Source organism: Limnospira fusiformis SAG 85.79 (genome assembly GCF_012516315.1).
Lineage (GTDB): Bacteria > Cyanobacteriota > Cyanobacteriia > Cyanobacteriales > Microcoleaceae > Limnospira > Limnospira fusiformis.
This window is the reverse complement of sequence record NZ_CP051185.1, coordinates 5,201,350-5,227,715: the sequence shown is the minus strand read 5'-3', so window position 1 is coordinate 5,227,715 and position 26,366 is coordinate 5,201,350. Positions and strand designations below refer to the sequence as shown.

General features: G+C 44.7%; 24 protein-coding genes. 11 read left to right on the top strand and 13 right to left on the bottom strand.

Features of this window, described 5'->3' with window-relative positions; all coding sequences use genetic code 11:
- The first annotated feature begins 11 nt into the window (after positions 1–11).
- The 4 genes from HFV01_RS24390 to HFV01_RS24375 all read left to right on the top strand — a co-directional run bounded on the left by HFV01_RS24390 (position 12) and on the right by HFV01_RS24375 (position 3,323).
- Positions 12–695: a hypothetical protein gene (locus tag HFV01_RS24390; RefSeq protein WP_006621829.1), complete on the top strand. Its 684-nt coding sequence runs from the start codon at positions 12–14 to the stop codon at positions 693–695.
- A gap of 77 nt (positions 696–772) precedes the next feature.
- A complete protein-coding gene (locus tag HFV01_RS24385; protein WP_046321084.1) occupies positions 773–1,150 on the top strand; it encodes a hypothetical protein in 378 nt (125 codons plus the stop codon).
- A gap of 55 nt (positions 1,151–1,205) precedes the next feature.
- Positions 1,206–2,192, top strand: coding sequence for a coiled-coil domain-containing protein (locus HFV01_RS24380; protein WP_006621826.1), 987 nt, complete (start codon positions 1,206–1,208; stop codon positions 2,190–2,192).
- Positions 2,193–2,234: 42 nt separating this feature from the next.
- A complete protein-coding gene (locus HFV01_RS24375) occupies positions 2,235–3,323 on the top strand; it encodes a coiled-coil domain-containing protein (protein ID WP_193520462.1) in 1,089 nt (362 codons plus the stop codon).
- A gap of 612 nt (positions 3,324–3,935) precedes the next feature.
- On the opposite strand, the gene HFV01_RS24370 is transcribed toward HFV01_RS24375, so the two are convergent.
- The 5 genes from HFV01_RS24370 to HFV01_RS31230 all read right to left on the bottom strand — a co-directional run bounded on the left by HFV01_RS24370 (position 3,936) and on the right by HFV01_RS31230 (position 7,336).
- Complete coding sequence (locus tag HFV01_RS24370; RefSeq protein WP_193520461.1) at positions 3,936–5,339, bottom strand: hypothetical protein; 1,404 nt, start codon at positions 5,337–5,339, stop codon at positions 3,936–3,938.
- A gap of 78 nt (positions 5,340–5,417) precedes the next feature.
- A complete protein-coding gene (locus HFV01_RS24365; protein WP_006621822.1) occupies positions 5,418–5,690 on the bottom strand; it encodes a DUF7734 family protein in 273 nt (90 codons plus the stop codon).
- A 4-nt stretch (positions 5,691–5,694) separates the two neighbouring features.
- Positions 5,695–6,261, bottom strand: coding sequence for a DUF3177 family protein (locus HFV01_RS24360; RefSeq protein WP_006621821.1), 567 nt, complete (start codon positions 6,259–6,261; stop codon positions 5,695–5,697).
- Between the two features lie 216 nt (positions 6,262–6,477).
- Positions 6,478–6,702 carry a Calvin cycle protein CP12 gene (locus tag HFV01_RS24355; protein ID WP_193520460.1) on the bottom strand — a complete coding sequence of 75 codons (225 nt, stop codon included), beginning with the start codon at positions 6,700–6,702 and terminating at the stop codon, positions 6,478–6,480.
- A 436-nt stretch (positions 6,703–7,138) separates the two neighbouring features.
- A complete protein-coding gene (locus tag HFV01_RS31230; RefSeq protein WP_318285926.1) occupies positions 7,139–7,336 on the bottom strand; it encodes a hypothetical protein in 198 nt (65 codons plus the stop codon).
- On the opposite strand from HFV01_RS31230, the gene HFV01_RS24350 reads away from it, so the two are divergent.
- From HFV01_RS24350 to HFV01_RS24335, 4 genes are all read left to right on the top strand, one after another.
- Positions 7,335–8,576: an FIST signal transduction protein gene (locus HFV01_RS24350; RefSeq protein WP_193520459.1), complete on the top strand. Its 1,242-nt coding sequence runs from the start codon at positions 7,335–7,337 to the stop codon at positions 8,574–8,576. The two genes, HFV01_RS31230 and HFV01_RS24350, sit on opposite strands and share 2 nt — an antisense overlap.
- Before the next feature lie 17 nt (positions 8,577–8,593).
- Positions 8,594–9,382 carry an SDR family NAD(P)-dependent oxidoreductase gene (locus HFV01_RS24345; protein WP_006668827.1) on the top strand — a complete coding sequence of 263 codons (789 nt, stop codon included), beginning with the start codon at positions 8,594–8,596 and terminating at the stop codon, positions 9,380–9,382.
- Between the two features lie 128 nt (positions 9,383–9,510).
- Positions 9,511–9,957, top strand: a complete 447-nt coding sequence (psbQ, locus tag HFV01_RS24340) for a photosystem II protein PsbQ (protein ID WP_006668826.1) — start codon at positions 9,511–9,513, stop codon at positions 9,955–9,957.
- Positions 9,958–9,992: 35 nt separating this feature from the next.
- Positions 9,993–11,102, top strand: coding sequence for an NAD(P)/FAD-dependent oxidoreductase (locus tag HFV01_RS24335; RefSeq protein ID WP_006621815.1), 1,110 nt, complete (start codon positions 9,993–9,995; stop codon positions 11,100–11,102).
- Here the strand turns inward: HFV01_RS24335 and urtE are convergent.
- The 5 genes from urtE to urtA form a co-directional block, all read right to left on the bottom strand.
- Complete coding sequence (urtE, locus tag HFV01_RS24330; protein ID WP_006621814.1) at positions 11,099–11,851, bottom strand: urea ABC transporter ATP-binding subunit UrtE; 753 nt, start codon at positions 11,849–11,851, stop codon at positions 11,099–11,101. The two genes, HFV01_RS24335 and urtE, sit on opposite strands and share 4 nt — an antisense overlap.
- Before the next feature lie 5 nt (positions 11,852–11,856).
- Positions 11,857–12,594 carry an urea ABC transporter ATP-binding protein UrtD gene (urtD, locus tag HFV01_RS24325; RefSeq protein ID WP_318285923.1) on the bottom strand — a complete coding sequence of 246 codons (738 nt, stop codon included), beginning with the start codon at positions 12,592–12,594 and terminating at the stop codon, positions 11,857–11,859.
- Between the two features lie 25 nt (positions 12,595–12,619).
- Complete coding sequence (gene urtC / locus HFV01_RS24320) at positions 12,620–13,783, bottom strand: urea ABC transporter permease subunit UrtC (RefSeq protein WP_046321073.1); 1,164 nt, start codon at positions 13,781–13,783, stop codon at positions 12,620–12,622.
- Between the two features lie 71 nt (positions 13,784–13,854).
- Positions 13,855–15,021, bottom strand: a complete 1,167-nt coding sequence (locus HFV01_RS24315) for an ABC transporter permease subunit (protein ID WP_006621810.1) — start codon at positions 15,019–15,021, stop codon at positions 13,855–13,857.
- Positions 15,022–15,100: 79 nt separating this feature from the next.
- Positions 15,101–16,393 (bottom strand): urea ABC transporter substrate-binding protein, encoded by a 1,293-nt coding sequence (gene urtA / locus HFV01_RS24310; protein WP_008056729.1) that lies wholly within the window; start codon positions 16,391–16,393, stop codon positions 15,101–15,103.
- A 434-nt stretch (positions 16,394–16,827) separates the two neighbouring features.
- Between urtA and HFV01_RS24305 the strand changes: the two genes are divergently transcribed.
- Complete coding sequence (locus HFV01_RS24305; protein WP_008056725.1) at positions 16,828–18,165, top strand: TRAP transporter large permease; 1,338 nt, start codon at positions 16,828–16,830, stop codon at positions 18,163–18,165.
- A gap of 49 nt (positions 18,166–18,214) precedes the next feature.
- The gene (locus HFV01_RS24300) at positions 18,215–20,326 is read left to right on the top strand and encodes a coiled-coil domain-containing protein (RefSeq protein WP_193520458.1); all 2,112 of its coding nucleotides are present in this window, start codon (positions 18,215–18,217) and stop codon (positions 20,324–20,326) included.
- Between the two features lie 102 nt (positions 20,327–20,428).
- Here HFV01_RS24300 and HFV01_RS24295 read toward each other — a convergent pair whose 3' ends face one another.
- A complete protein-coding gene (locus HFV01_RS24295) occupies positions 20,429–21,898 on the bottom strand; it encodes an alpha-amylase (protein ID WP_006621806.1) in 1,470 nt (489 codons plus the stop codon).
- Positions 21,899–22,147: 249 nt separating this feature from the next.
- Between HFV01_RS24295 and ftsH the strand changes: the two genes are divergently transcribed.
- The gene (gene ftsH / locus HFV01_RS24290) at positions 22,148–24,058 is read left to right on the top strand and encodes an ATP-dependent zinc metalloprotease FtsH (RefSeq protein ID WP_196797698.1); all 1,911 of its coding nucleotides are present in this window, start codon (positions 22,148–22,150) and stop codon (positions 24,056–24,058) included.
- 199 nt (positions 24,059–24,257) lie between these two features.
- Here ftsH and HFV01_RS24285 read toward each other — a convergent pair whose 3' ends face one another.
- Together HFV01_RS24285 and HFV01_RS24280 are read right to left on the bottom strand one after the other, a co-directional pair.
- On the bottom strand, positions 24,258–25,307 hold the full coding sequence (locus HFV01_RS24285) for a patatin-like phospholipase family protein (RefSeq protein ID WP_187757937.1): 1,050 nt from the start codon (positions 25,305–25,307) through the stop codon (positions 24,258–24,260).
- Between the two features lie 38 nt (positions 25,308–25,345).
- A complete protein-coding gene (locus tag HFV01_RS24280) occupies positions 25,346–26,359 on the bottom strand; it encodes a hypothetical protein (protein ID WP_006621802.1) in 1,014 nt (337 codons plus the stop codon).
- Positions 26,360–26,366: the final 7 nt, after the last annotated feature.

The following is a 26,366-nucleotide window of genomic DNA, read 5'->3' as shown; positions in this document are numbered from 1 at the left end:
TTGTAGAAACCATGAATAAAACTAACGAAAAACCCACAATTTCTGTATTTGGAAGTAAGCACAAAGAAGCGATGCTAGTGCCGGAAATGCCGATCGCTGTCCGTAATAATTGCCAATCGGGAAAATGGATGATTGGAGATGAAGAATATGGCTCTAAATGCTCGATGACGATTATCAAATTTAGCAAATTTTTTGGCAGTTTAGGGCAAACTAACAACACATTATGGGGACAAATTTGGTTTGTAGCTGAATCGGGAGAACTCCCCCAAGGTGTTGTATTGGTCACTTATATTAAAAGTCGCTCTCTCAGTGATTTTAACCGGTTGGTGGCTTCTGTACAAAGCCAAGGTGTAGAACCTGCTATGGGGATTTTTGTGCCGGAATTTGTCCGCCATTCTGGTCAGAAACCGGATGAAAATGGAGTGGTAAAACCGATTAATTACTATAGTTTAAAGTGGTCTTGGGTAGAACGTAGTGATTGGTCGATTTTAGAACAGGCGGCGGCGGTTTTAGCTGATCCGGCTAACCTGTCCCGTATGATTGATTTGGAAGGAACCCGACAAATGATCTGTTTGGATAATTTGTCACCCCATGAAGTGGCTTGTTTAATGGCGGCTCATTCTCCCTCAGATCGCGACAATGAGATGATGTTACCTCCGGTTAATGATCAACAAGTTCCGGTAGCAGTGTCTTAGGGATTGAATCGGATGGATAGCTTAACTCTCCTCTTACCGAGGGGAGGGTTAGCCAGTTGAAATTTAGAGGGTATCTGATGAAAAATGTAGTCCGGTTAACGCGAAAGGATTTGTGGGAACGTCAACTGCTGGAAAACTTGAGTTTAAGCGATCGCCTCCGAAATCATACCCTAGAAGATATCTCCAGTCTATCTGATGATTTGCAACATATTAGTTTTGTGGTAAAATCAATTCAGACAAACTATCAGGCTGTTCTCGAAGAAAATCAACGTTTGAAGTCTTTGCTAATCGGATTAATGGATGGTTGCTATTGCTGGGAAGGTAATCGCTGCCCCAATTGTCGCGCCATTTTAGCAACTTTAAACCCGGATAAACCCGCTAGAAGTGAGCATCAAAACAACTCAGATATAAGTATCGCTAAAATCCGGAGATTTGTCGATACCCAAGAGAGTTAAGTTAGCCATTTTTGGGGTATTTTCTGACTCTAAAATTAGCATTTGAGGTGAAATAATGAGCAAATTAGCATCTTTAGAAACCCAGTCTCAAATTATGGCGGCGTTCTCTAAAATTATTAGCGATCGCCAAAATATAGTTTCCAAGGTAGCCACGAAAGAAGAACAAGCCGAACGGGAGAAACGGAAACAGGTTCTGGAACAGGCGGCGACTTATACGGTTGATAGCCTGGTGAAAGGATTAGCAGATTTACAGCTAGATTTTAGTGGTGTAATCACGGAACTCTCGGAAAAACTGGAAACCGAATCTGCGAAATTAGATGCTATTAAACGCGGCATTAGTATTCAATCTCAGCAACTGGAAGAACTCCAGAAAATTCGGATGGTGGCTGATGTTTTGCATCTGGTAACGCAAGAACATCAAGAAAAGATGAACCGGCTAGAGACACAAGCCAGCCAACGCCAAGAAAGCCTGGAAAAAGAGATAGCTAGGGAACGGAAGTTATGGGAAAAAGAACAAGAGGACTTTGAGACTGCTGCGGCTGAATATCAAGAAAATACGGCGAAACATCGTCAGCAGGAAGCGGAAGATTATAGCTATAATTTACAGCGACAGCGACAAATTGAAACTGATCAATATGAGGAAGCGAAACGTCGCTTAGAACGTCAAATTGAAGAAACGACTAAAGAACATGAGAAAAATTGGCGGGAAAGGGAAAAAGTGTTGAATGCGGAACAGGCTAAATTTGAGAGCGATCGCCAACGGGTGGCGACCTTTAAGGAAGAGTTAAAACAGGCTTTAAATAAAGCCAAAGAAGAGGCGATTCAAGAAGCTACTCGCGAGGCAAAAGTGAAGGCGGATCTGTTGGCTAAGGAATGGGAATCTAATCAACAGGGATATGAATTGCAAGTGGCATCTTTAGAAGCAACTATTGAGCGACAAAATGAACAAATCACGAATTTGTCGGCACAGTTACAGGAAACCATGAAACAGGCTCAAGATTTGGCAATGAGAGCGTTTTCTGGGAATCGTAACAATCAATAATTGATGAGAAACTAAACTAGGATAAAGCGGAGATTAATTATCATGGCAAAAATTAGCGATCGCAACACAAAAGCCGAAATTTTAGCAGCCTATCATGAACTGCAAAAAGAACAGGAAGCTCTGAAAGCAGAGATTAGTAAATCCCCCGCCGCCGCGCCACCACCGCCGCCTACACCCCCAGCAACTACACCCGTGAAGACGGTTACACCACCCGCACAACCTCCTAAGTTTAATAAGTCAAAATTGCAATCTACCCTAGATAACTTAACTATACTTCAGTCAAGTTTTGGGGGGGTAATTAGTGAATTATCAGACCAGTTAACCTCAGAAGCTACCCGACTGCAAGAATTACGAAATGGGGTAGCAGAGGCGGAACAGCATTTGCTAGAACTGCATAATATTGAGTCAATAAGTGATGATACTTTAGATGTTTTAATTGAGCAGTATCATCAGAGTTTTAAAGAATTTGAGGAGGAATTAAGCGATCGCCAGGAGACTTTAGAACAGGAATGGCAAGGACAACAAGCCACCTGGAAGAAGGAAAAAGAAGAACATCAACAGTTAGTTAAAGAACGCAATCAGACGGAGACTAAAAACCGGGAGCGTGACCAGGAAAGTTATCAATATAACCTCCAGCTTGAGCGAGACTTAGACGAAGAACAATATCAACAAAATCAGGCGGAACTCTACCAACAGCTTGAGGAATTGCAACAGCAAAAGCAGCAAGAATGGTTAGAAAAAGAAACGGCGATCGCTCAACGAGAACAAGAACACTTAGAAGTTAAAACTAAGGTGGCAGAATTTGAGCAAAACCTAGAAGATGCCATTAAAAAAGGTAAGGAAATGGGGCGGAATATCGGCAATTATCAAGCTAAAATCAAGGCGGATTTATGGGGTAAAGAAGTGGAAGGGCAAAAACAGTTCTACGAACTGCGAGTTAAATCCCTCAGCGAAACCATTAGCAATCAAGAAAATCGCATTCAAAGCATCTCCAAACAACTAGACTCCGCCCTAAAACAAGTTCAAGATTTGGCGGTGAAAGCGATCGAAGGTTCCTCTAATGCCAATTCATTCCAAGCCATGAAAGAAATCGCCTTAGAACAGGCGAAAAATCAACAAAAGGGTAAATAGTCCCATAGGGGCGGGTTAACTAACATGAATCAACCCGCCTACTATATGGAGATATAATTAATAATTAATAATTAATAATTAATAATGGTGGGTGAGGGTGGGTTTATTAATCTTCTGGTTGGGAAGTATAATTGACAGCCCTAGGTGGAGGGCGGGTTTATTAATCTTCTGGTTGGGAAGTATAATTGACAGCCCTAGGCGGAGGGCGGGTTTATTAATCTTCTGGTTGGGAAGTATAATTGACAGCCCTAGGTGGAGGGCGGGTTTATTAATCTTCTGGTTGGGAAGTATAATTGACAGCCCTAGGTGGAGGGCGGGTTTATTAATCTTCTGGTTGGGAAGTATAATTGACAGCGGAACCCGCCCCTACATTAATAATTGATAATAGATAATTGACAGCCCTAGGCGGAGGGCGGGTTTATTAATCTTCTGGTTGGGAAGTATAATTGACAGCCCTAGGTGGAGGGCGGGTTTATTAATCTTCTGGTTGGGAAGTATAATTGACAGCCCTAGGTGGAGGGCGGGTTTATTAATCTTCTGGTTGGGAAGTATAATTGACAGCGGAACCCGCCCCTACATGATAATACGGGGAGAGGGTAGTTAAAGAGTTGATTAATTGGTGGCTTGAGTGGCCATGGTCTGGCTGTAATTGTAGTTATTGTAATAGAGAACAGCCCGATCTTGAGCAGTTAGATAATTAGGGTCATCAAAGGAGACTTCCTGCATGAGTTGGCTGGCGAGCTGCCAATTTCGCGCTATGGTTTCCCAGTCCTGTTTTGATTGAGCAGTTTGGGTTAAATTGGCTGCTTCTATGGCTTTGCGGACGGCTTCACCAAAAGGATCTGAATTAACTAGGGGTTCTGTGGGTGGGTCTATCTCTGCTTGTGGTGCGGGTTCTGTGGGTGGGTCTATCTCTACTTGTGGTGCGGGTTCTGTGGGTGGGTCTATCTCTACTTGTGGTGCGGGTTCTGTGGGTGCGTCTATCTCTACTTGTAGTGCGGGTTCGGAATTAATTAGGGGTTCTGCTGCTGGTTGGGTTGTGGTAGCGATTAGACTTTGGGAATTGGCGACAATATCGGTCACTATACCTTTGATGTATGCCAAGTTCCTATAACCTATGGGCAAGCTAATCATAATGATACATGAAACGGCGGCAATGGAGGCAAATTTTAAGATTTGTTGGCGAGAAATGTGCTTTCTGATTAAGAATTCCGCCTGATATAAATACAGGGTTGAAATAAAGGAAACTAACATACCTGAACTAACTACCAATTCGGCTGATTCCCAATATCTTACATGACAATAAGAGCTGTATATGGAACAGCTTTCAGGATAAAAAGGCACAACAACTATCAGAAAGATTAATGTAGCTATCAATAAGACAATTACAGCTAGTATGCCTTCCCAAATACTCTGTGAACCGGGATATTTCGAGAATTTTCGAGGTGTTTTAAAAGCGGATGTTATGAAATGATGGCTATAGGAAAAAACGGCAATTGCTGCAATTAAGCTAATGGCTAAAATCAACAATGCTAGGTGATGATTATTTGATATGTCATAGATAAAAGAACTCCAAAAGCCCCCCCATCGCGCGAAAATAGTCAAGACAATAAAAGCCCATAAAAATAAGCAAGTTGCCCTTAACCAGGAACTAGGATAAGGGAACCATCGCGGCCATTTAAAGCGATATGCTGATAGCTTGGGTGGTTTATGAGGGGGGGTTTGAGTGATGTCAATACATTGAGTCCATGCGGGGTTAAATTGCCCTAATTCTCGACCTTGAACGACAATGTTGGTAATATGCTGAGGCTGAATTTTACTAACAATTTGTTTAAGTAAATGAACGGAATAATCCTGAGGAGGAAGTTCTGGAGATTCTAGGGTGATTTCGAGATAATCATTTTTGAGCTGGGTGTAAACAGTGGTATCCTCAAGGGGGAGGAGGTGTTGAATTACGGATGCGATCGCCTCCGGATCACCCAGCCTAGCTTGTTTAATGGAAGGTTGATTTTGCATAGCCCCTGATTGCCTGCTCGATCATCCAATGATAACAAGGTGATGGTGCGGGGTGATCATGGAAGTGGGAAAAAGTGGTTAGAGTAGGCTTTGCATTGTATCCCAAGTCAATCCTCGTTGAATATATTTAGGGTTGGCGGGGTCATAGGGACTGACGAGGCGATCTATCTCCAAAATTTCGGCATGGTCAGGTAAAACGGGAATATCCGGGTCAAAAGCAGTAGGTCGCATGAGAGAACTAGAAAAACCCTTAAAAATGGCAATCTCATCTAATTCGCCGTCAACGGAGACCCGCACGAGCAAAACTTCCCCAGGATGTTTTTTGGTGTAATTTTCCAAGGTATCTTGCATCAGATTAATTTCCGGTAGCAGAACGTCCCTGTCTTCCGAGACGAATGACAACAAAATAGGCAAAACATCCGACATAAATTAAGAGGCCGACAATTGCCAAAAAGCCCAAAAATGGGGGATTCCAACCGGGATGAAAAATCTCTTTATACATCCAAGGGGGGTCAAGCCAAATTCTACAGCCGGGGTCAGCCAATAAATCCTCAGCGCCTAAAAAAGCACATCGGAGGGAAGGGAGAAAAATCAAGGCCCCGATCGCATTATAAACAGTAATAGCCCATCGCCAACTGGTGAGGGTCAATTTTAAGGGGGAAGGCTGCATATCCTCGATTTCCTCATTGAGATCGACCCAAAACCATAAACTAATTGGAATGAGGATACGAGAAGCGATCGCACAAATAAAACCTATGGGGATAGCGGCGATCATCAGATAAAGGGTAATCATCAACAGACTAGCGACCCGCCAATAGATAATCAACAGGTGAGTAATAGCTTCCAGCTTTTTGACGAGAGCCCAAATCAGTAAAATTAGGGGAAGGATAATCGTAAATATAACCGCGAGTCTGTAATCCATCCAAACCCAAGTCTCCAGACTTGACGGAGTAGCAGCTATGGATATGGGGTTTAACATTATATTTTGATAGAGAGTGCTGAGACAGTGCAGGAGCGACCCAAGACAATTTCGGTCAGTTTTCCCAAAACCGAAAAAATATGACCCATTATGGGTCAAGGATGCCCCCTAGCATGGCGATTTAGCCAAGGCTAGGGGAGTTAGGTAAACCAGGGGCAGTTAATCGTCGTAAAGCCGGCACTCTGCGGCTTCTGGGTTATTGTCACAATAAACCTCAAAAGAGCTTTTCTGGGGTTTTTGCTTTTTATGAGCAGCCGCCGCCTGAAGTTCTTCTACAGCATCCCAAGCCGCGGCACACTCTGGGGAGGTTCCGCCTTGGATATCACAGATGTTACGGGCTTCTTCCCGTCCTTGTTCGATGGCTTCGTTAATTTCGTTGTTCATATAACCTGTTGTCCAATCTTAGCAATTTTACCAAAAGCCTGACCCAATCAACTATCATAGCAGGCAATCATTGAGATAGTTCCCTACATCAGATCGATTTAGGCTGCCCATAGTTTGTAATAGATCACTCGAAAGCGTCAACCCAAAATCGGAAGTAATCTTTTAATATTTCTCGTAACCCACCATAAATCAAGTCAGCACCCCCGGCTGAAGCACGGGGGCTTCGTGCCCCCCTTTCAGGTAGCTGACCAGCTATAGCCTTAACTGGCTCCGTTCAGAGCAAGAGTTAAAGTTCCTACCCTGGAATGCGTGCTAGTTCCAGGCCCTAGAACCGAATCGTTAAACATCTCTAAGGGGTTAAGGACGTGCGATTTGGATAGTACCGACTCTGAACATTGGCGTTCGCGCAGCGTGCGCGTTAGCGCAAGCGCAAACATTACCCCGCAAGGGAGTCGGAGCCAACCATAGCTCCATGGAGGGGCAACCATACCCCTCCACCCCGCAAGGGGGTGCTGGCGGCGGTCATCCGCTTGAGTCGGTTTTCCTCTCCGTGATCAATCACGGAGCTTCCAACCCTCCCAGGAGTTTTACGTGATAGCAACTTTAGGATAATGATAAATACAACAGGACCCATGGAGTGGGTCAGCGCGATTTCCACTCGTCCATCGTTAGAAGCAGCAGTGACGGAGGTAGTTAAACAATGTCAAGAATCGCTGAAATCTTCGCCAGATCTAGGTTTGGTGTTTATCTCTTCGGCGTTTAGCAGTGATTATCCCAGACTCATGCCATTATTAGCGGAACAGCTTTCGGTGCGGGTGCTAATTGGCTGTACAGGTGGCGGTATAGTTGGTATGCAGACGGAAACACAGGTCAAAGAAATCGAGGGTAAACCCGCATTAGGCTTATGTTTAGCCCATCTTCCGGGGGTTGATATTTGTCCGTTTCATCTAAATACCAATGATCTACCTGATTTAGATAACCCCCCAGAGGACTGGGTAGAATTAATTGGGGTTCATCCCCAAAATGACCCTCAATTTATTTTGTTGATTGACCCGTTTTATGGGAAGATTAATGATCTACTCCAAGGGTTAGATTATGCCTATCCAGCATCGCCGAAAGTGGGAGGATTAGCTAGTTCTGGGATGATGGGTCGGGCGACGGCTGTATTTTGTAACGGCGAGATGTACTCTGCTGAAGCTGTGGGAGTGGCCTTAACGGGAAATATTGTCTTGGAAACTATTGTCGCCCAGGGATGTCGTCCCATTGGGGAGCCTTATCGGGTGAGTGAAGGGGAAAGAAATATTATCTTGACGGTGGAGAAATGTTCGGAAACTGATGGTCTGAATATTAACGATCGCCGTGAAGTTGCGCCTTTAGAAGCACTACAGGAATTGATAGCGGAATTGGGGGAAGATGACCGCAAACTGGCTCAAAATTCGTTATTTGTGGGTGTGGCGCGCGATGAGTTTAAAGCTAAATTAGAATCGGGGGATTTTTTAATTCGTAATTTGATGGGAGTTGACCCCAGAGTGGGGGCTATGGCTATAGGCGATCGCGTTAGACCAGGACAACGCATTCAGTTTCATTTGCGCGATAGTCGCACTTCTGCGGAAGACTTGAAAGGCTTGCTAAGTGGTCACCAGAAGCTGACAGAAACGACGGCACCAGTGGCCACGGAAGGGGCGCTGATATTTTCCTGTTTGGGACGGGGAGAAAATCTTTATGGTCAGCCAGATTTTGACTCGAATCTGTTTCGGGAGTATTTTAAAATACCCCTAACGGGATTTTTCTGTAATGGTGAAATCGGACCCGTGGGAAATGCTACATTTTTGCATGGGTATACTTGTGTGTTTGGCATTCTGCGTCAACCGTAATATTTGAAGATCACATCATGCAAATCAAAAAAGCGTTAGTAACAGGGGCTTCATTCGGTATTGGTGAAACCTTTGCTAGACAAATAGCAGCCCAAAAGGGCGATCTGGTTTTGGTAGCCCGATCGCAAGATAAACTGGAAAACTTAGCCGGGGAGTTACAATCCCAATATGGGGTAAAAGTCCAGGTAATCAGCCAAGACCTCACCGAAGCCAACGCCGGACAGGTAATCTTTGACCAGGTGGCGGGGGGACCTGAGACGGTGGATCTGCTGGTGAATAATGCCGGGTTTGGGGACTATGGACCTTTGGATGAGCGATCGCTCACTAAACAATTGGCAATGGTGCAACTCAATGTTACCGTCCTGGTAGAGTTGACCTATCTATTCCTGGGGGTGATGAAAGCCCGCCGCTTTGGGGCGATCGTCAATGTATCATCGATCGCCGGATATCAAGCCCTACCCTATATGTCTGTATACTCTGCCACTAAAGCCTTTGTGGTCAACTTTAGTCAGGCTATATGGGCAGAAAATCAGGATACAGGGGTGCGGATTTTATGCCTTTGTCCTGGCCCGACAGAATCGAATTTTTTTGAAAATGCCGAATTTCCCCAGTCCATGAAAAGCTCTGGTAACAATTATGCCAGCGCCGCCGAAGTGGTGAAGGAAACCCTCTCTAGCTTAGACAAAAAAGACTCTACCCTGGTGACCGGAGGCATCTCTAATCAGATTATTGTCAACTTACCTCGGTTAATGCCCAGAGATATCATAGCCAGTTTGGTAGAAAAGCAATTCCGACCCAAAGGGTAGCTTGACCCTGTGTTTAGCCTAATTTATCAATTCAATAAGCTGTGGTAGATGTTTTCTGCCACAATGGTTTGTTAAACCGTTTGTGCTTTGTGCAAATCGGAGCAGATTTCAAAAAAACAATTTTGGTTATGAAGCGTTATCGTTCAATTTTGGCTTGTGTTTTGGCATTTGTAACCGCCTTCGTGGTGGGTTGCAGTTCTCCTGTGGCGGTGGAACCTCCCAGCTATAGCAGTATTCAGCTTGAAAAAATCCAGGAGTATAAGTCTAATATCGCGGCTATACGCGATCGCTCCACCACAGAACTGGCAGGTTATATCCAAAAGGGTGACTGGATCAATATCGATAATTTTGCTCACGGTCCCTTTGGTACTGTACTTCAGGAAATGAACTATGTAGTTCGCAACCTACTTCCCAATGAACAACCAGAAGCCCGCAAGTTGTCCCGCGAGGTGTTTGAGCATTTACAGGATATGAGTGAGGCGGCGGCTAAAGCCGATCGCCAACAGGCTGCTATCAGCTATCAGGAAGCCCTGAAAGACCTGGATTTGTTTTTGAGCAAATTTCCCCAAGTTTAGGGAATAGGTAGTTAGGGAAGGGTATATGGTGGCTTATGACTAGGGTTGTGATTGTCGGGTGTGGCATTATCGGGGCGGCGATCGCCTATGAACTTAGTCTGGTGTCCGGGTTAACCGTCACCGTGGTAGATCGTCATCCACCCGCTACCCAGTCAACCGCCGCCGCTTTGGGGGTATTAATGGGGGTCATCAGTCACAAAACCAAGGGGCGGGCTTGGGCTTTACGGCGCGACAGTATGGCTCGCTATGAAACCCTAATTCCTGAATTGGAAGCCTGTAATGGGTATGCCATTCCTTTTAACCGCCAAGGGATTTTGATGTTAGGGTTTGAGGGGGAAAATTGGCATCGTTGGCAGGAATTAGCTACTATCCGCCGTGAACAAGGTTTTCATCTGGAGTTAATGGATCAGCCAACTGTGCGATCGCATTATCCCCAGATTGATTGTTCGCGAGTCACAGGGGCTATATATTCCCCAAGCGATCGTCAAGTTAACCCCACAACCATAACTAAGGCTTTGGTCGAAGCCGCCCAAAAAAATGGGGCTACATTTAACTTTGGTGTTAATGTCGAGGGCTGGGAAATTACCCAGTTGGGTCATGGTCAGAAACTCTGTCAGCGCCTAAATACTGACTCTGGAAGCCTTCCGGCTGACTGGGTGGTGGTGGCGGCGGGTTTGGGGACTACACCCCTACTTCAGAGCCAATCTTTGCCCTCTGGGTTAACCATTAAACCCGTCCTCGGACAAGCCCTCAAGTTCCGCTTTCGTGAACCTTTGGGGGGTAATCATCCCCAACCTGTGATTACAGGAGATGATGTGCATATTGTACCTTTGGGGGGTTCTGAATATTGGGTGGGTGCAACCGTGGAATTTCCAGACCCCAGCGGGGAAGTCCAACCGCAACTACAACAAGTTGATTTTCTTCTGGAAAGGGCGATCGCTATTTGTCCCGCCCTCGCCCAAGGGGAAATTATCCACCAATGGCATGGGCTAAGGCCCCGTCCCGAAGGTAGACCCGCCCCCGTTATCGGTCCTTTGGCGGGTTTTGGTAATGTCCTACTCGCTACGGGACACTACCGCAACGGCGTGTTATTAGCCCCAGCAACTGCTTTAGAAATACGTCAGATGATTAATGGTGGCATTTAGACCGCCAAAAACTCTTTAATTAGTTCCGCGCTGAGATCTTCGGTTAAGCCAGAGGCAACTATTCCGCCTTTTTGCATGGCATAATAGCGATCGGCTTGGCGGACAAAGTGTAAATGCTGTTCCACCAATAGCACAGAAATTCCCCTAGTTTCAATAATCCGCCGCACCGCTGCTTCAATTTCTAGGATAATTGAAGGTTGAATGCCCTCTGTGGGTTCATCTAAGACTAATAGACGTGGCTTTCCCATTAACGCCCTGGCGATCGCTAACTGTTGCTGCTGACCACCGCTAAGGTCTCCCCCCATACGAGACAGCATAGTTTTTAACACTGGGAATAAATCAAAAATATCCTCTGGTATTTCTCTTTTACCTCTCCCGACTTCCCCAGAGGCTTCTAAGCCTAACAGGAGATTTTCCTGCACCGTGACGCGGGGGATAATTTCTCGCCCTTGGGGAACATAACCAATGCCTAATTTAGCCCGTTTGTGGGTGGGAATTTGGGTAATGGGAACATCGGCAAATTTTACCTGTCCGGTGCGGGGTTTGAGTAGTCCCATGATGGTTTTTAATAAGGTAGTTTTTCCCACACCATTACGACCAATTAGACAAACCATCTCCCCGACCGGAACACTTAAATCAACATCGCGTAAAATGTGGCTTTCTCCGTAATAAACATTCACACCAGAAACCTGTAACATTAGGTTTGATGGGATAATATGGGGTTGGATATCCGCTTGAGTTGATGTCATTTTACTTACTCCTCTTTTCCTAAATAAACCTCAATCACTCTGGGGTCATTTTGCACCTGTTCCATATTTCCCTCACACAAAACCGAACCTTGATGTAATACTGTCACCTGACGCGCTATTTGTCGGACAAATTCCATATCATGTTCAATCACAATAATTGAGTGGCTTTCCGCTAAGGCTAACAATAAATTACCGACGTTTTCCGTTTCCTCATCAGTTAGTCCCGCCACCGGTTCATCAACTAATAATAAATCGGGGGACTGGGCGACTAGCATACCAATTTCTAGGCGCTGCTTTTCACCGTGGGCTAAAAATTCCGCTTTTAAATCTCCTTTGGCTGCTAAACCCACCGTTTCCAACAGTCCCGCCATCGTTCGTTTTTCCCCAGAAATAGGGCGACGAAATAGGGTGGTAAACACATTTTTATTTTGATTAACCACCAGATCCAAATTTTCGGCTACCGTCAAATTTAGATAAACTCTGGGAGTCTGAAACTTGCGACCAATTCCTAGCCGGGCGATTTTATATTCGGGGATATTTCGTAAATTCCGCCCCTTAAATTTAACTTGTCCTTCGGTGGGTTGAACTTTTCCGGTGATGGTATCTAAAAAGGTGGTTTTTCCCGCACCATTAGGGCCGATAATTACCCGCAATTCCCCAGCTTTCATGCTAAAGTTAAGGTTATTGAGGGCTTTAAAGCCATCAAAATTGACGGTAACATTTTCGATTTCTAAGATGTTCATTTCCAGTCCATTAATCCACTCAATATTAACTCTCAAGTTCTTCGCGTTCTAGTTGCAATTCTGGGTCTTCTTCTAGTTGAGGGTAGGTCATTATGGGCTGTCGGAAACCTAATAGCGATCGCATATATTCCCAACCATCTGTCCGTAACCATCCCACTATACCACTAGGGAGAACTGTCACCACAATTAAGAATAATGCGCCTTGAAAAAACAGCCAAACTTGGGGGAATTGTTCACTGAGGAAGGTTTGACCGAGGCGAACTAAGACAGTTCCCAAAATCGCCCCCACCAGAGTCGCCCTACCACCAACGGCGACCCAAATCACCATTTCAATAGAAAAGGCTACCTCCATAAAACTAGGGGTGATAATACCACTTTGAACAGTATATAATGCCCCAGCAATTCCGGCGATCGCCCCAGAAATAGCAAAGACCAAAACCTTAAACCCCGTGGGGTCATAGCCGGAAAATCTCACCCGATTTTCATCATCTCGAATGGCTACCAATAAACGCCCAAACCTCCCACTGGTCAGCCACCGACACAGTAAATAAATTAAAATAATCAACAGAATAGACAATTCATAAAATACCAGTTGGGCGGCGGGGGAACCCGCCTGAGTCCCAAAAATCATAGTGGTATCTGTTTTGAGTCCATTGCTTCCGTTGATATATTTTTGTTGACCGTTAAACAGATGAAAAAATACCAGCAAAGCTGCCTGGGTGAGGATGGAAAAGTAAACCCCTTTAATGCGGTTACGAAATACCAAATATCCCAATATTGCCGCCACGATACCGGGAATCAAAAAGATGGCAACTAGGGTAAACGGAAACGAATAAAATGGCTCCCAAAACCAGGGGAGTTGTTCAACTCCATAGAGCATAAAAAAGTCGGGGATTCGACCTTCGGGAAGCTGTAACTGTAAATACATAGCCAGGGCGTATCCTCCCAGGCTAAAAAAGATGCCATGTCCTAAACTTAGCAGCCCTGTATATCCCCAGATTAAATCAATACCGAGGGCGACAATAGATAGGGATAAGAAACGCCCCAATAGCTTTAATCTAAAGGCTGGCAAAGCTAAAGGCATTATCACACCCAAAATAATAGCGATCGCTATTATTACCCCAATTTCAATGAGTCGCTGTTGTTGCTTCTGTTTTTGTTGGGCGACCCTACCGATTTCCTGATTCATATATATGACCCAATTAACCTTAATTAACCATGGATAAAATGTTGATTTTTAAAGTGTTCGCAAATCCCAATCTACAACTCAGCAGTTCTGCCTTTAGGCGGGAAAATGCCCGCAGGTTTAATTTGCAAAAAGGCAATAATTAGCGCAAAGACTAACACCTTAGACATACTGGTTGTCGCAAAGAAACTCAAGAAATCGACCACAGGCTGTAGAACATCCACAGAGGATAATAAGAACGCCAATGTTCCCGAACCAATCAAATAAATTAAGCTACCAATAACTAAAGCGGCTAACACCGTCCCCAGCAAATTTCCCACCCCACCAACTACCACCACCATAAAGGTATCAACGATATAATTTTGTCCGGTATTCGGTCCAACTGAACCCAATAAAGTAATCGCACAACCTGCTACCCCAGCCAGTCCCGAACCCATGGCAAATGTCAAAGCATCAACCTGGTCTGTAGGGATACCCAGACAAGCACTCATTTGGCGATTTTGAGTTACTGACCTAATCCTTAAACCCCAATTAGAGCGATTAAGAAATAGGTAAATCAACCCCAAACATACCAACCCCAGAATAATAATAAATACCCGCGCATAAGGAACTTGAAAATTCCCTAGGGCGAACCCTCCTCGTAACCAAGCGGGGGCGGTCACATCGACATTTCGGGCGCTAAACCAGGGTCGAGTCAAAACTTGTCCAGCCGCGTTACCAATCAGAATACTAGCGGTTGTAGAAATTCCGATAGATAAGACTAACAAAACCCCCATAGCCCAATTGCGAATTTTCTCCCAGTCCTGGCGACGCTTAACCCAGAATAACCCCCCAAAAAACAAGAGGCAAAATAAGCCCAAACCAATTACCATTTGCCAGTTGACACTACGGACAAATTGGCGTAGAATTAGACTAACCCCCCAAGTGGCTAATAAGGTTTCTAAAGGTCTGCCATATAGGTATCGAATCACGCCTCTTTCTAAGAAGAACCCGACTAAAGCGGCGACAATGAAGGCGACGGGAATAGCCAGGATTATATAGAAATTAAACAGGGGTTCTCCCAGGGGTCTAAAGATATTCTGCACAACAAATGTGGCATAAGCACCCAGCATCATTAACTCTCCGTGGGCGAGATTAATTACCCCCATTAATCCAAAGGTGATTGAGAGTCCTAAAGCCGCCAGGAGTAAGACGGAACCGATACTGATGCCATTAAAAAAAGCGATCGCAAGTTCTTGCATTTTTCAAGATTTAAACAACATAGATTCAGGCTATTTAGGAAAGGGCAACCCTTCCGAGTTGCCCTTAATTTAGGAACCTTTAAACCCCTTCCATTCGGAATCTTTCGCCACGGGCGGGGTCAGTCCAATCGCAGGCATAACCCCTGGTGCTAGGAACATACTGATTCCAGGGTAATGGTTCAACCGGACCATCGGAAGACCAGATAATATCAAATAAACCATCATCACGGATTTGACCAATTCTCACAGTCTTAGATAAGTGATGATTAGGATTAAGAGTTACTAACCCATGGGGGGCTTGTAATTGCTGACCTATTGCCGCCGCCCTAACGGCTTCTAAATCGTCCGCTGTCCCGGCTTGTTCAACTGCTTGTTTCCACAGATAAACCATAGTATAAGCAGCCTCCATGGGGTCATTAGTAACCCGGTCTTGACCATGTTTAGCCTTAAATGCCTCCACCCAAGTCTGATTTTCTGGGGTCTCTACAGTTTGAAAATAGTTCCAAGAGGCATAGTGTCCAATGAGGAACTCTCGGCCGATTTGTCGCACTTCTTCCTCAGCGATACTCACGGACATAACCGGGTATAAATCCGGTGTTAATCCTGAACCCTGTAGCTGTTTAAAGAAAGCGACATTACTATCACCATTTAGGCTATTAAAAATAACTCCACCGTTGGGCAATGCCTGCCTAATCTTGGTAATGATTCCGGTAACTTCTGTATTTCCTAAAGGTAGATAATCTTCCCCGACGGTAGTGCCACCTTTAGCCATAAGCTGTTCTTTAATAATGGTGTTGGCTGTGCGGGGGAACACATAGTCAGACCCGACCAAAAAGAACTCTCGACCTTTATTTTCTAATAGCCAATCGACCGCTGGTTCAATTTGTTGATTGGGTGCAGCCCCAGTATAAAAAATATTCCGAGAACATTCCTGACCTTCATATTGCACGGGATACCATAACATATGGTTCCGGGATTCAAACACATCTTTAACTGCTTTACGACTGGCAGAAGTCCAGCAACCAAAAACGGTAACCACTTGGTCTTGGTCAATGAGTTTTTCGGCTTTTTCGGCAAAGGTCGGCCAGTCAGAAGCGCCATCTTCAACTACTGCTTCAATCTGTTTTCCTAACACACCTCCGGCTGCATTTATTTCAGCGATCGCCATTTTTTCCGCTTCCACAACCGTGGTTTCACTAATTGCCATAGTTCCACTTAAAGAGTGGAGAATACCCACCTTAATCGTATCGCCTGTAGTTTGAGTTGTGGCATCTTCCGAGGGAGTACCACAGGCTTTTAAGAGTACACTAGCACCCAAGGTAGCCGATCCATACAATAAAAACTTGCGTCGCCCTAATCTTCTGTTTATCATATCAATTTTACCAGTTGTAACGGGAACTAATCGAAGCCGGAAATTCTCACAAGTTTGACAATTTATTTTTAATTACTAGCCAATTTCCGAGAGTTGATGCTACTTGAGTAAATTTAAGACCGATTACATACCACCAAGCTTAGTTTTACCATGGATAAATCTACTCAAGCCCATAGACTTAATTAAGCATTTACCCTTAGCTAACTTGGTGACAGAGAAATGGTCTTAACTTTTACTTAACTTTAAGGCTAGTCGTGTATCCTAGGCTAAGTCAACCGCAAAAAATGTAGCTATTAATACAGTTTTCCGGTCAAAAGTGAGCATTGGGGGCTAATCATCAGTTATGGAGGTTAACAAGTATGTGTTACCGGAATATGATACTATACAAAAGTTTTGTTTCTGGTTGTGGACATTTTCAGCTAAATAGCGATCGCATGAATGTTGAATGGTTGAGTATTGCCATGTTTATCGTGGCTTTAATAGTGTTAGCATTAGGCTATCCGGTGGCTTTTTCCCTGGGTGGTGTCGCCTTAATTTTCACCCTAATTGGCATAATTTTCGGAGTATTTGACCCCATTTTATGGTCAGCCATGCCACAGCAGATATTTGGGATTATGAACAATTTTACACTGCTGGCAATTCCCTATTTTATTTTCCTAGGTTCAATGCTAGAAAAAACAGGCATAGCGGAAAACCTGTTAGAAACCATGGGAATATTATTCGGAAGAATGCGGGGAGGATTAGCGATCGCAGTAATTATAGTAGGAGGACTCCTAGCCGCCACCACCGGAGTAGTCGCCGCCACCGTCATAGCTATGGGCTTAATTTCCCTCCCCACCATGGTACGCTACAGCTATAATCCCAGACTCGCCGCCGGAGTAATTGTAGCATCAGGAACCCTAGGGCAAATCATCCCCCCCAGTGTAGTCTTAGTAGTCCTAGGAGATCAATTAGGAATTTCCGTTGGCAACCTATTTATTGGCTCAGTAATTCCCGGATTATTAATGACCACCGCCTTTATTATTCATGTAGCGATCGCCTCCTGGTTACGCCCGGATCTCGCCCCCGCCTTACCCACAGAAGTCATCACAGCACCCGGTCTCAAACAGCGAATCATCAAAGTATTAATTCCGCCCATATTACTGATTTTGTTAATCTTGGGAAGTATATTTTTTGGCATAGCCACACCCACAGAAGCCGGAGCCGTGGGATGTGTCGGAGCAATTATCCTAGCCGCTTTTAACCGTCAACTGACCAGAGACAACCTATATCGCGCTTGTGATGCCACCCTACGAACCACCAGTATGGTAATATTTATCCTGATAGGTTCACGAGCTTTTAGTTTAGTATTTCGGGGACTAGGGGGAGACAACGTAGTTAAAGATATGTTCCTCAATCTTCCTGGGGGTCAAATCGGCTTTTTGCTCATCTCCATGTTAATCGTATTCCTGTTGGGATTCTTTATCGATTTTTTCGAGATCGTCTTTATCGTAGTTCCCCTTTTACTTCCCATTGCTCAAAGCTATAATATGGATTTAGTCTGGTTCGGGGTATTATTAGGCGCTAATTTACAAACCTCCTTCCTCACCCCTCCCTTTGGCTTTGCCCTATTTTACCTACGGGGTGTGGCTCCTGCGTCTATCAGCACCGAAGACATTTATCACGGTGTGATTCCATTCATCACCCTACAGCTTATCGTTTTAGGGTTGATAGTCGTCTTTCCCTCCCTGGTCAACTTTTTGCCAGATCTGGCTCAGAACATCGGCCGTTAGAATACATATAGTTAGCAAAATTCCTTATTTGTGCAATTAGATAATCATTATGGCGAAACCCACTCAGGAACAGTTACAACAAGAACTCGAGCAAACTAAATCCGAATTGCGTGATGTTTGGGAGGAATTAGAACGAGTCCAGTCTCAGTTTGAACAGGTATCCGGGGAACTCCAACAGGCTCAGACCCAAATTCCACAGCAGGAAACAGCCTATGATACTGACTGTCAACAGGAATTAGAAGCGGTCCGGTCTCAGTTAAATCAGGTTTTGGCGGAATTGGAGCAGGCTAAGGCTCAAATTCACCAGCAGGAAGCGGAAAAAGCACAACTGGAGTCCCTACAACAAGAGCTACAGACTACTCAAGATAGTTTGAACACGACTCGCACCCAGTTAGACCAGGTTCAGGCTCAAATTCAGCAGGGGGAAACGGACAAGGCGGAACTGGAGTCGGTCCAACAGCAGTTACAGGAAACTCAAGCCAAGCTAACTAGCACTACTGAGGAGTTAGAAAAGGCTAAGACTCAAATTCAGGAGGCGCAAGGGTCAAAAGCACAACTGGAGTCGGTCCAACAGCATTTACAGGAAACTCAAGCCAAGCTAACTAGCACTACTGAGGAGTTAGAAAAGGTCAACTGTCAGTTTGATGAGGTATTGGGGGAACTTGAGGAAACCCATTTTAAGTTACATCAAATTCAGCAGGAAACAGCCTCGGATACGGAGAGCAAGCAAGAATTGGAACGGGTCAATTCTCAGTTAAATCAGGTTTTGGGGGAATTGGAACAGGCTAAGACTCAAATTCAGGAGGCGCAAGGGTCAAAAGCACAACTGGAGTCGGTCCAACAGCAGTTACAGGAAACTCAAGCCAAGCTAACTAGCACTACTGAGGAGCTAGAAAAGGCTAAGACTCAAATTCAGGAGGCGCAAGGGTCAAAAGCACAACTGGAGTCCCTACAAAAAGAGTTACAGACTATTCAAGGTCAGCTAACCAGCACTACTGAACAGTTAGACCTGGCTCAGTGTCAGTTTGATGAGGTATTGGGGGAACTGGAACAGGCTCATATTCAGGCTCAACAGGCGCAACAGGAAAAAGCACAACTGGGGTCTGTCCAACAGGAGTTACAGGAAACTAAAGAGAAATTTACTAGCATTCAGCAGGAGTTACAGCAGGGTCAGTTGAAGTTTGATGAGGTATTAGAGGAACTAGAACAGGCTCATATTCAGGCTCAACAGGCGCAACAGGAAAAAGCACAACTGGGGTCTGTCCAACAGGAGTTACAGGAAACTAAAGACAAGCTGAATAATAAGACTGAGGAGTTGAAACAGGCTCAGTTTATGCAAAAAGAAGCGGCTGAGGAAGTTGATAAGACTAAGGCTGAGTTACACGAGGCGCGACAAAATCTGCAAACACTGCGATCGCAAAAAGAGGAGACGGAGGGACTTTTACGGAAGTGTCACGCTCAACTTCAGGAAACTATGGAGGTATTAGAGTCCTCCCACAGTCAACACAAACAGACTCAAGGGGAATTGGAACAATTGCGATCGCAAAAAGAGGAGACGGAGGGACTTTTAGAGAAGTGTCACGCTCAACTTCAGGAAACCATGCAGGTATTAGAGTCCTCCCACAGTAAACAACAACAGACTCAAGAGGAATTGGAGCAATTGCGATCGCAAAAAGAGGAGACGGAGGGACTTTTAGAGAAGTGTCACGCTCAACTTCAGGAAACCATGCAGGTATTAGAGTCCTCCCACAGTAAACAACAACAGACTCAAGAGGAATTGGAGCAATTGCGATCGCAAAAAGAGGAGACGGAGGGACTTTTAGAGAAGTGTCACGCTCAACTTCAGGAAACCATGCAGGTATTAGAGTCCTCCCACAGTAAACAACAACAGACTCAAGGGGAATTGGAACAATTGCGATCGCAAAAAGAGGAGACGGAGGGACTTTTAGAGAAGTGTCACGCTCAACTTCAGGAAACCATGCAGGTATTAGAGTCCTCCCACAGTAAACAACAACAGACTCAAGAGGAATTGGAGCAATTGCGATCGCAACTACAAGAAAAGCCACAGGAATTGACAAATCATGCGGTTCAAGTCTCACCAGTTCCAGCTTCCCCCCCAGCACCTGTAGCAGTAGCAGCAATCGACTGGGAAACCTTTTAACCCATCATCTGATTGTAGCATCCGCCAGGACTATATGGAGGGTGACCAAATATCCTGGCGGCGGTTTTCCAGTTAATTTAAGTCATCAGAAATCAGTGATTTTTATTCCTGTACCCAAACAGATACAGAACCCCCGTCACAGGAAAAGTGACCCCATCCCCATTCATTGGTATAAACAGGTTCTTTGATGTGTTCTGTCAGGTCAATAAACTTAGCATTAGGTTTACCAACTTCCATCCATTTTTGACCAGGAATGTTATCACTCATAATCACAGCCATACCTTGGGGGTGTTCTTCATCACCTAAACGAGTCCAACCGATGACATTGTAGTTGTCGAAGTAATCGTATTGTTCCCCGTAGGAGTAATGATGTCGCGCATATAATAACTTATCAATTATCCAACGGTGGGAGGGTAAAACAATTTTATAACTGTTACCATCTTTGCCATAATCTTCGTATTCTGCGCCATAATAGTCAGCATAGAAAATACAGGGATAACCTTCTCGTCGCAGCAGAATAATCGCATAAGCCAACGGTTTAAACCAAGGTTCAACGGGTGCTTCTAAGGCTTGTAAAGGTTGAGAATCATGATTTTCTACAAAGGTGACCGCATTAATGGGGCGTTCCTGTATAAAAGTGCGATCGAGAATAGTTCTCATGTCGAAGTTACCCCCCGACTTACTGGCATAATAAAACTTATAGTGTAGGGGAACATCAAACACAGACATTCGACCCCCCACCGTATCTACATACCAATGTAGAGTATCAATGTCATTATACCAATATTTCCCTACCATAAACAAGTCTTTACCGACGTGATTTTCTAGGGTTTCTATCCATTCTGGGAAGAACCAAGCCGAAATATGTTTAATGGCATCAAGGCGGAAACCATTAACCCCCGTAGTATCAAGATACCATTTAGCCCAGTTAGTGATTTCGTCCCTAACTTCTCGACTTTGGAAATCGAGATCACAACCCATTAAATAGTTAAAATTCCCCTTTTCCAACGACACATAATCATCAAAAACCTTACCTTCCAAAAGATAAATATTCGAGGAATCTTTAGTAAAATCATCATAATCAACCGCATCAAAATGCCACCAATGCCATTGAAAATCAGAATGTTTGCCTTGACGACCGGGAAAAGTAAAATGAGTATAGGCTTTAATCTCTCGCATTTCCCCAATCGGATGAATCCGATTATTCATAGCAAAAGGAGTAGCTTTAACCACCTCAGTTTCATCAGCCCCCATGCGATGATTAACCACCACATCAGCGTAAACCTGAATCCCGGCACTTTGGGCGGCATGAATAGCATCTAAATACTGTTGATGATTGCCATATTTGGTTCTGACAGTTCCCTGTTGATCAAACTCCCCCAGATCATACAAATCATAAACACCATAGCCCACATCAGATTTACCTTTCTTCCCTTTATAAGCTGGGGGAAGCCAGAGGGCGGTAATACCAGCATCGACTAATTCTTGGGCGTTTTCTTTAAGTTGATTCCATAAAATCAAATCGGGATCGATGTACCAATGGAAGTATTGCATGATTACGCCATTAATCATCTAAATTTCTCCTGTCTGAGTCCCAAAAAATATATTTCAATTATAGGATGGTTTTCCGAAACCGATAAGAATACCAGACAAAGCCCCAAGTTGCCGGCTGGTGTGAGGACAGGGGAGAGAACAACCTCCAACCCGATGACTTTCCCCCTAATCATGGCTGAGGTGGGGGGCAGCTAACATAATCTCAGGCTAAACTATACAGTAATGGTTAGATTCAAAGATACAGCAACAGCAAAGGTAAATGTGAATATGAAAAGTTCCTGGATCAACAGATTGGGACAACCAGTTAAATCATCAGCCATGTCCAAAAAGCATTTGTGGCGGATTTTGGGAGGTTGGGTGATTTCCCAAAGTATCCTTTTGGGGACTCCAGCTTTGGCTAATCGTGATTCTGGGTCGATGAGTTATACAGACTTGTTGCAGAAAATCGAAGCGGGACAGGTCATCAGAATTCAAGAAGACCCATCACGACAACTTGCTAAAGTCACATTCACAGACGAAGCCAACGGACAACAGATTAGGTATGTGGCACTATTTGACCATAACCCGGAACTGATGGCCGCGCTGCGGGCAAACCCGGTAGACTATGAGGTAAGACCTTCGGCAGACAATAGCGTGGCTATGGGTTTAGTGGTCAATGTTTTGGTGATTGTGGCGGTCTTAGCATTTCTGCTGATGATTCTGCGGCGGTCTTCCCAGTCTTCGGGAAATGCGATGAATTTTGGTAAATCTAAGGCTAGGTTCCAAATGGAAGCGAAAACCGGGATTCTGTTTGATGATGTGGCTGGTATTGAAGAAGCTAAGGAAGAATTGCAAGAGGTGGTCACATTCCTAAAATCCCCGGAAAAGTTTACCGCCATTGGTGCGAAAATTCCTAGGGGGGTGCTATTGGTGGGACCTCCGGGAACTGGGAAAACCCTGTTAGCTAAGGCTGTAGCGGGGGAAGCGGGGGTTCCGTTTTTCAGCATTTCTGGTTCGGAATTTGTGGAGATGTTTGTGGGGGTCGGTGCATCCCGGGTGCGGGATCTTTTTAAAAAGGCTAAGGATAATTCCCCCTGTCTGATTTTTATTGATGAAATTGATGCTGTCGGTCGCCAACGGGGGGCGGGAATTGGCGGCGGTAATGATGAACGGGAACAGACCCTTAACCAATTACTGACGGAAATGGATGGATTTGAGGGTAATCCGGGAATTATTGTGATTGCAGCCACTAATCGCCCTGATGTGTTGGATACAGCCCTATTGCGTCCGGGACGGTTTGACCGACAGGTGATTGTTGATTTACCTGGTTACAATGGCCGTTTAGGGATTTTACAGGTTCATGCGCGCAATAAAAAGCTGGCTGATGATGTTTCCCTAGAGGCGATCGCCCGCAGAACACCAGGATTAGCAGGGGCGGATCTGGCTAATTTACTTAATGAAGCGGCGATTTTAACGGCTAGACGACGCAAGGAAGCGATTACCCTCTTAGAAATTGATGATGCTATTGACCGCATTACTATTGGTTTGGCTTTAACTCCCCTTCTCGACAGCAAGAAAAAGCGACTGATTGCTTATCATGAGGTGGGACACGCTTTGCTGATGACTCTGTTGAAAAATTCTGATCCTCTTAATAAGGTGACAATTATTCCCCGGTCTGGAGGAATTGGCGGTTTTGCTCAACAGATGTTTAATGAGGATATGGTTGATAGTGGTCTGTATACCCGCGCTTGGTTGATTGATCAAATTACTATTGCTTTGGGGGGAAGGGCTGCTGAACAGGAAGTATTTGGTGAAGCAGAGGTGACTATTGGCGCTAGTAATGATATTCAGATGGTCAGTAATTTGGCGCGGGAAATGGTGACTCGTTATGGTATGTCTGATTTGGGATTGGTGGCTTTGGAAAGTCCCGGAGAACAGGTATTCTTGGGGCGAGGCTTTCCTAGTCAATCGGAATATTCTGAGGAAGTGGCGACTAAGATTGATCATCAAATTAGAGCGATCGCCTTTCGCTGTTATGATCAAGCCTGCCGCCTTATCCGTCAACACCGAGTTTTGCTAGACCAGTTGGTAGAAGTTCTCCTAGAAAAGGAAACCATTGAGGGGGACGAGTTCCGCCGCCTAGTCTCGGAATATACTCCTCTTCCTGAAAAGCAAATGGCGATTATTCTAAACAAATAAGCTACATACAGCTTGTTCACCAGTCGCTGAATACATTGCCCTCACCCTGAATCTGGATCCCAGAGATGGAGAGGGACTTTGAGAGGTGATCAGATGATTTCTGAACAGGCTGTATCAACTACCAAACAGTTGTTAGGGGGCGGTAGGGGGGGAGTCTATCCCCTTCCCCACCAGCCCTTAATCATTTTTTGTGCTGATTCTATGCTGGTTGTGGAACACCCCGCAGAATCCGCAAAAACTGTCCGGCTTGCTGGCGACCATTACTCATCAATTTCTGAATGAAAGCATCATCCCGGTTGAGTTTAGAAGAATAATCAAGTTCTTCGGCTAGGTCATGACTCATACTGATCCAGCGAATATCAATGGGTTTAATTTTATCAGCTAATGGTGTCCCCTCAAAAATTCCCGCCCGAATCCACTTGTTAACTAACTCAATGAAATTAACTTCTTGATACAGGGACAGATTCCCGGCTAATTCATTGCGTCGGTCTAGGATATCTTGGGCGGTTTTGGGTTCAGAACCACGGGTTTTAGGGTTAATTTGAATAATCCAAATCTCGTCAGGTCTTCTGACCATATTTTCTGTCAAAAATTCGGTAACTGGGGGATTTTTAGAAAATAGACCATCCCAGTAAGCATCTTGACCAATATGAACGGCTGGGAATACATTAGGAATAGCAGCAGAAGCCATCACGGCTTCTACGATAATTTCCCCTTTGCGAGAATCAAAGGCTTTAAAATCACCAGATAGAATATTGACTGCACCTAACAATAGGGTGGGACTCGATGAATTCACTAGGGTTTTAATTTCATCAAAATCAATGTGATTTTCTAGGAGTTCTCGCAGGTTAATATACTCTTTGCGGGGAGATATCATGGTGAGAAAATCCACAATCCATTGATTAGCATAAGGATTGGGGGGATAGCTGGGAATTATGCCAGAATCCTGCAAGTGGACTGTGTTAATGACAAAGTTATTTAAACTTTTTTCCCAGACACTTTGAGTAGAGTTATCTTCCCAAATTTTGACTAACCATTTATAGGGGGGTTCTTTTGAACCGGCTGCATATTTGAGTAAACCATACCAAACTGCGGTAGCGCAGATCGCGCCGCCAGAAGTGCCGCTTAATTCGGTAATATTGTATTCTTCGTGAACTCCCTCTAGTAGTAAGTCATGGAGAACACCAGCAGTAAAAGCTGTATGACTACCGCCACCTTGACAAGCGATCGCAATATTTTTTTTGCTCATAATACACCTTACAATTAATTACAAAAAGCTGGTCGATTTTACACTACAATTTTTTCCTGTTTGTTGACTGAAAATTCAGCGGAATAACTGTAGTCAATATTTAGCCAAAACTCCCCACTTACAGAGCCTCTGGTTTCAATCTGAATAGGGCGAATAGTGGTGGTGGGGACAGGTTCAATATCTGGGTTATAGGGGTTGATATCGCCAAAATAAATCGGGGTATTTGGCTGTAAGAGAATGGGGGGAATTTCGTCAGGTAAATTGGGTACAGGAGTCCGTTCATCAATGGTGACGGCGGACAAGAACACGGTCACATCCCGAAAGGTGATGTTACTGTACTTATTGGTAACAGCGATCGCCGCAGTTTCCACCTGATTTGCACCTAGGCTAGGTTGAGAACAAATCAACTCAAAAGAGGGAGCATACTTATCTATTTCTAGGTAAGATTCTGGCGTAAAACTCGCCGCTACGACCGATAATAAAGCCGACGACCAACCCTGATTATCTAGGGGATGACTAAATGATAATCCCCCCGTTTGTGTGCTGATGGCTACATCATCTCCCGAAGATTGTCGATAACTATGAACTGTCACCACGGCAGACTTAGCGGCGGCGATCGCTTTTTCCCACTGGTCTAAATTTAGTGATTCATTATCCGATGAAATCCCCAATTCTCCCAGATAAAAAATCGCCCTATTTGCGCCTAAACGCCAGTCAAAGTGATTACATACATCGGCGATCGCTCCCGCGCCATCCCGCCGCGCCGGGTCATTCCTTCCATTACTACGGGTAACCTTTAACCCAGTCAATTCGGACTCATTTACCCCACCATTAATTAAATAATTACGCAGGGTACGACTAAAGGGGGTTCCGTGCCAAATTCCCTCTATTCCCAACCAGGTAATCTGCAAATCACAGGGATAGCTTTCCCTGACATTTTCGATCACGTCTTCCGCCACCTTACTGATAGTATCAGCATCATCACGCAGTGGGGAACGGGTATCGATAATTACCACCAGGTCAACTTTATTGATTGTATTTTTCTGACTCATATCGCCA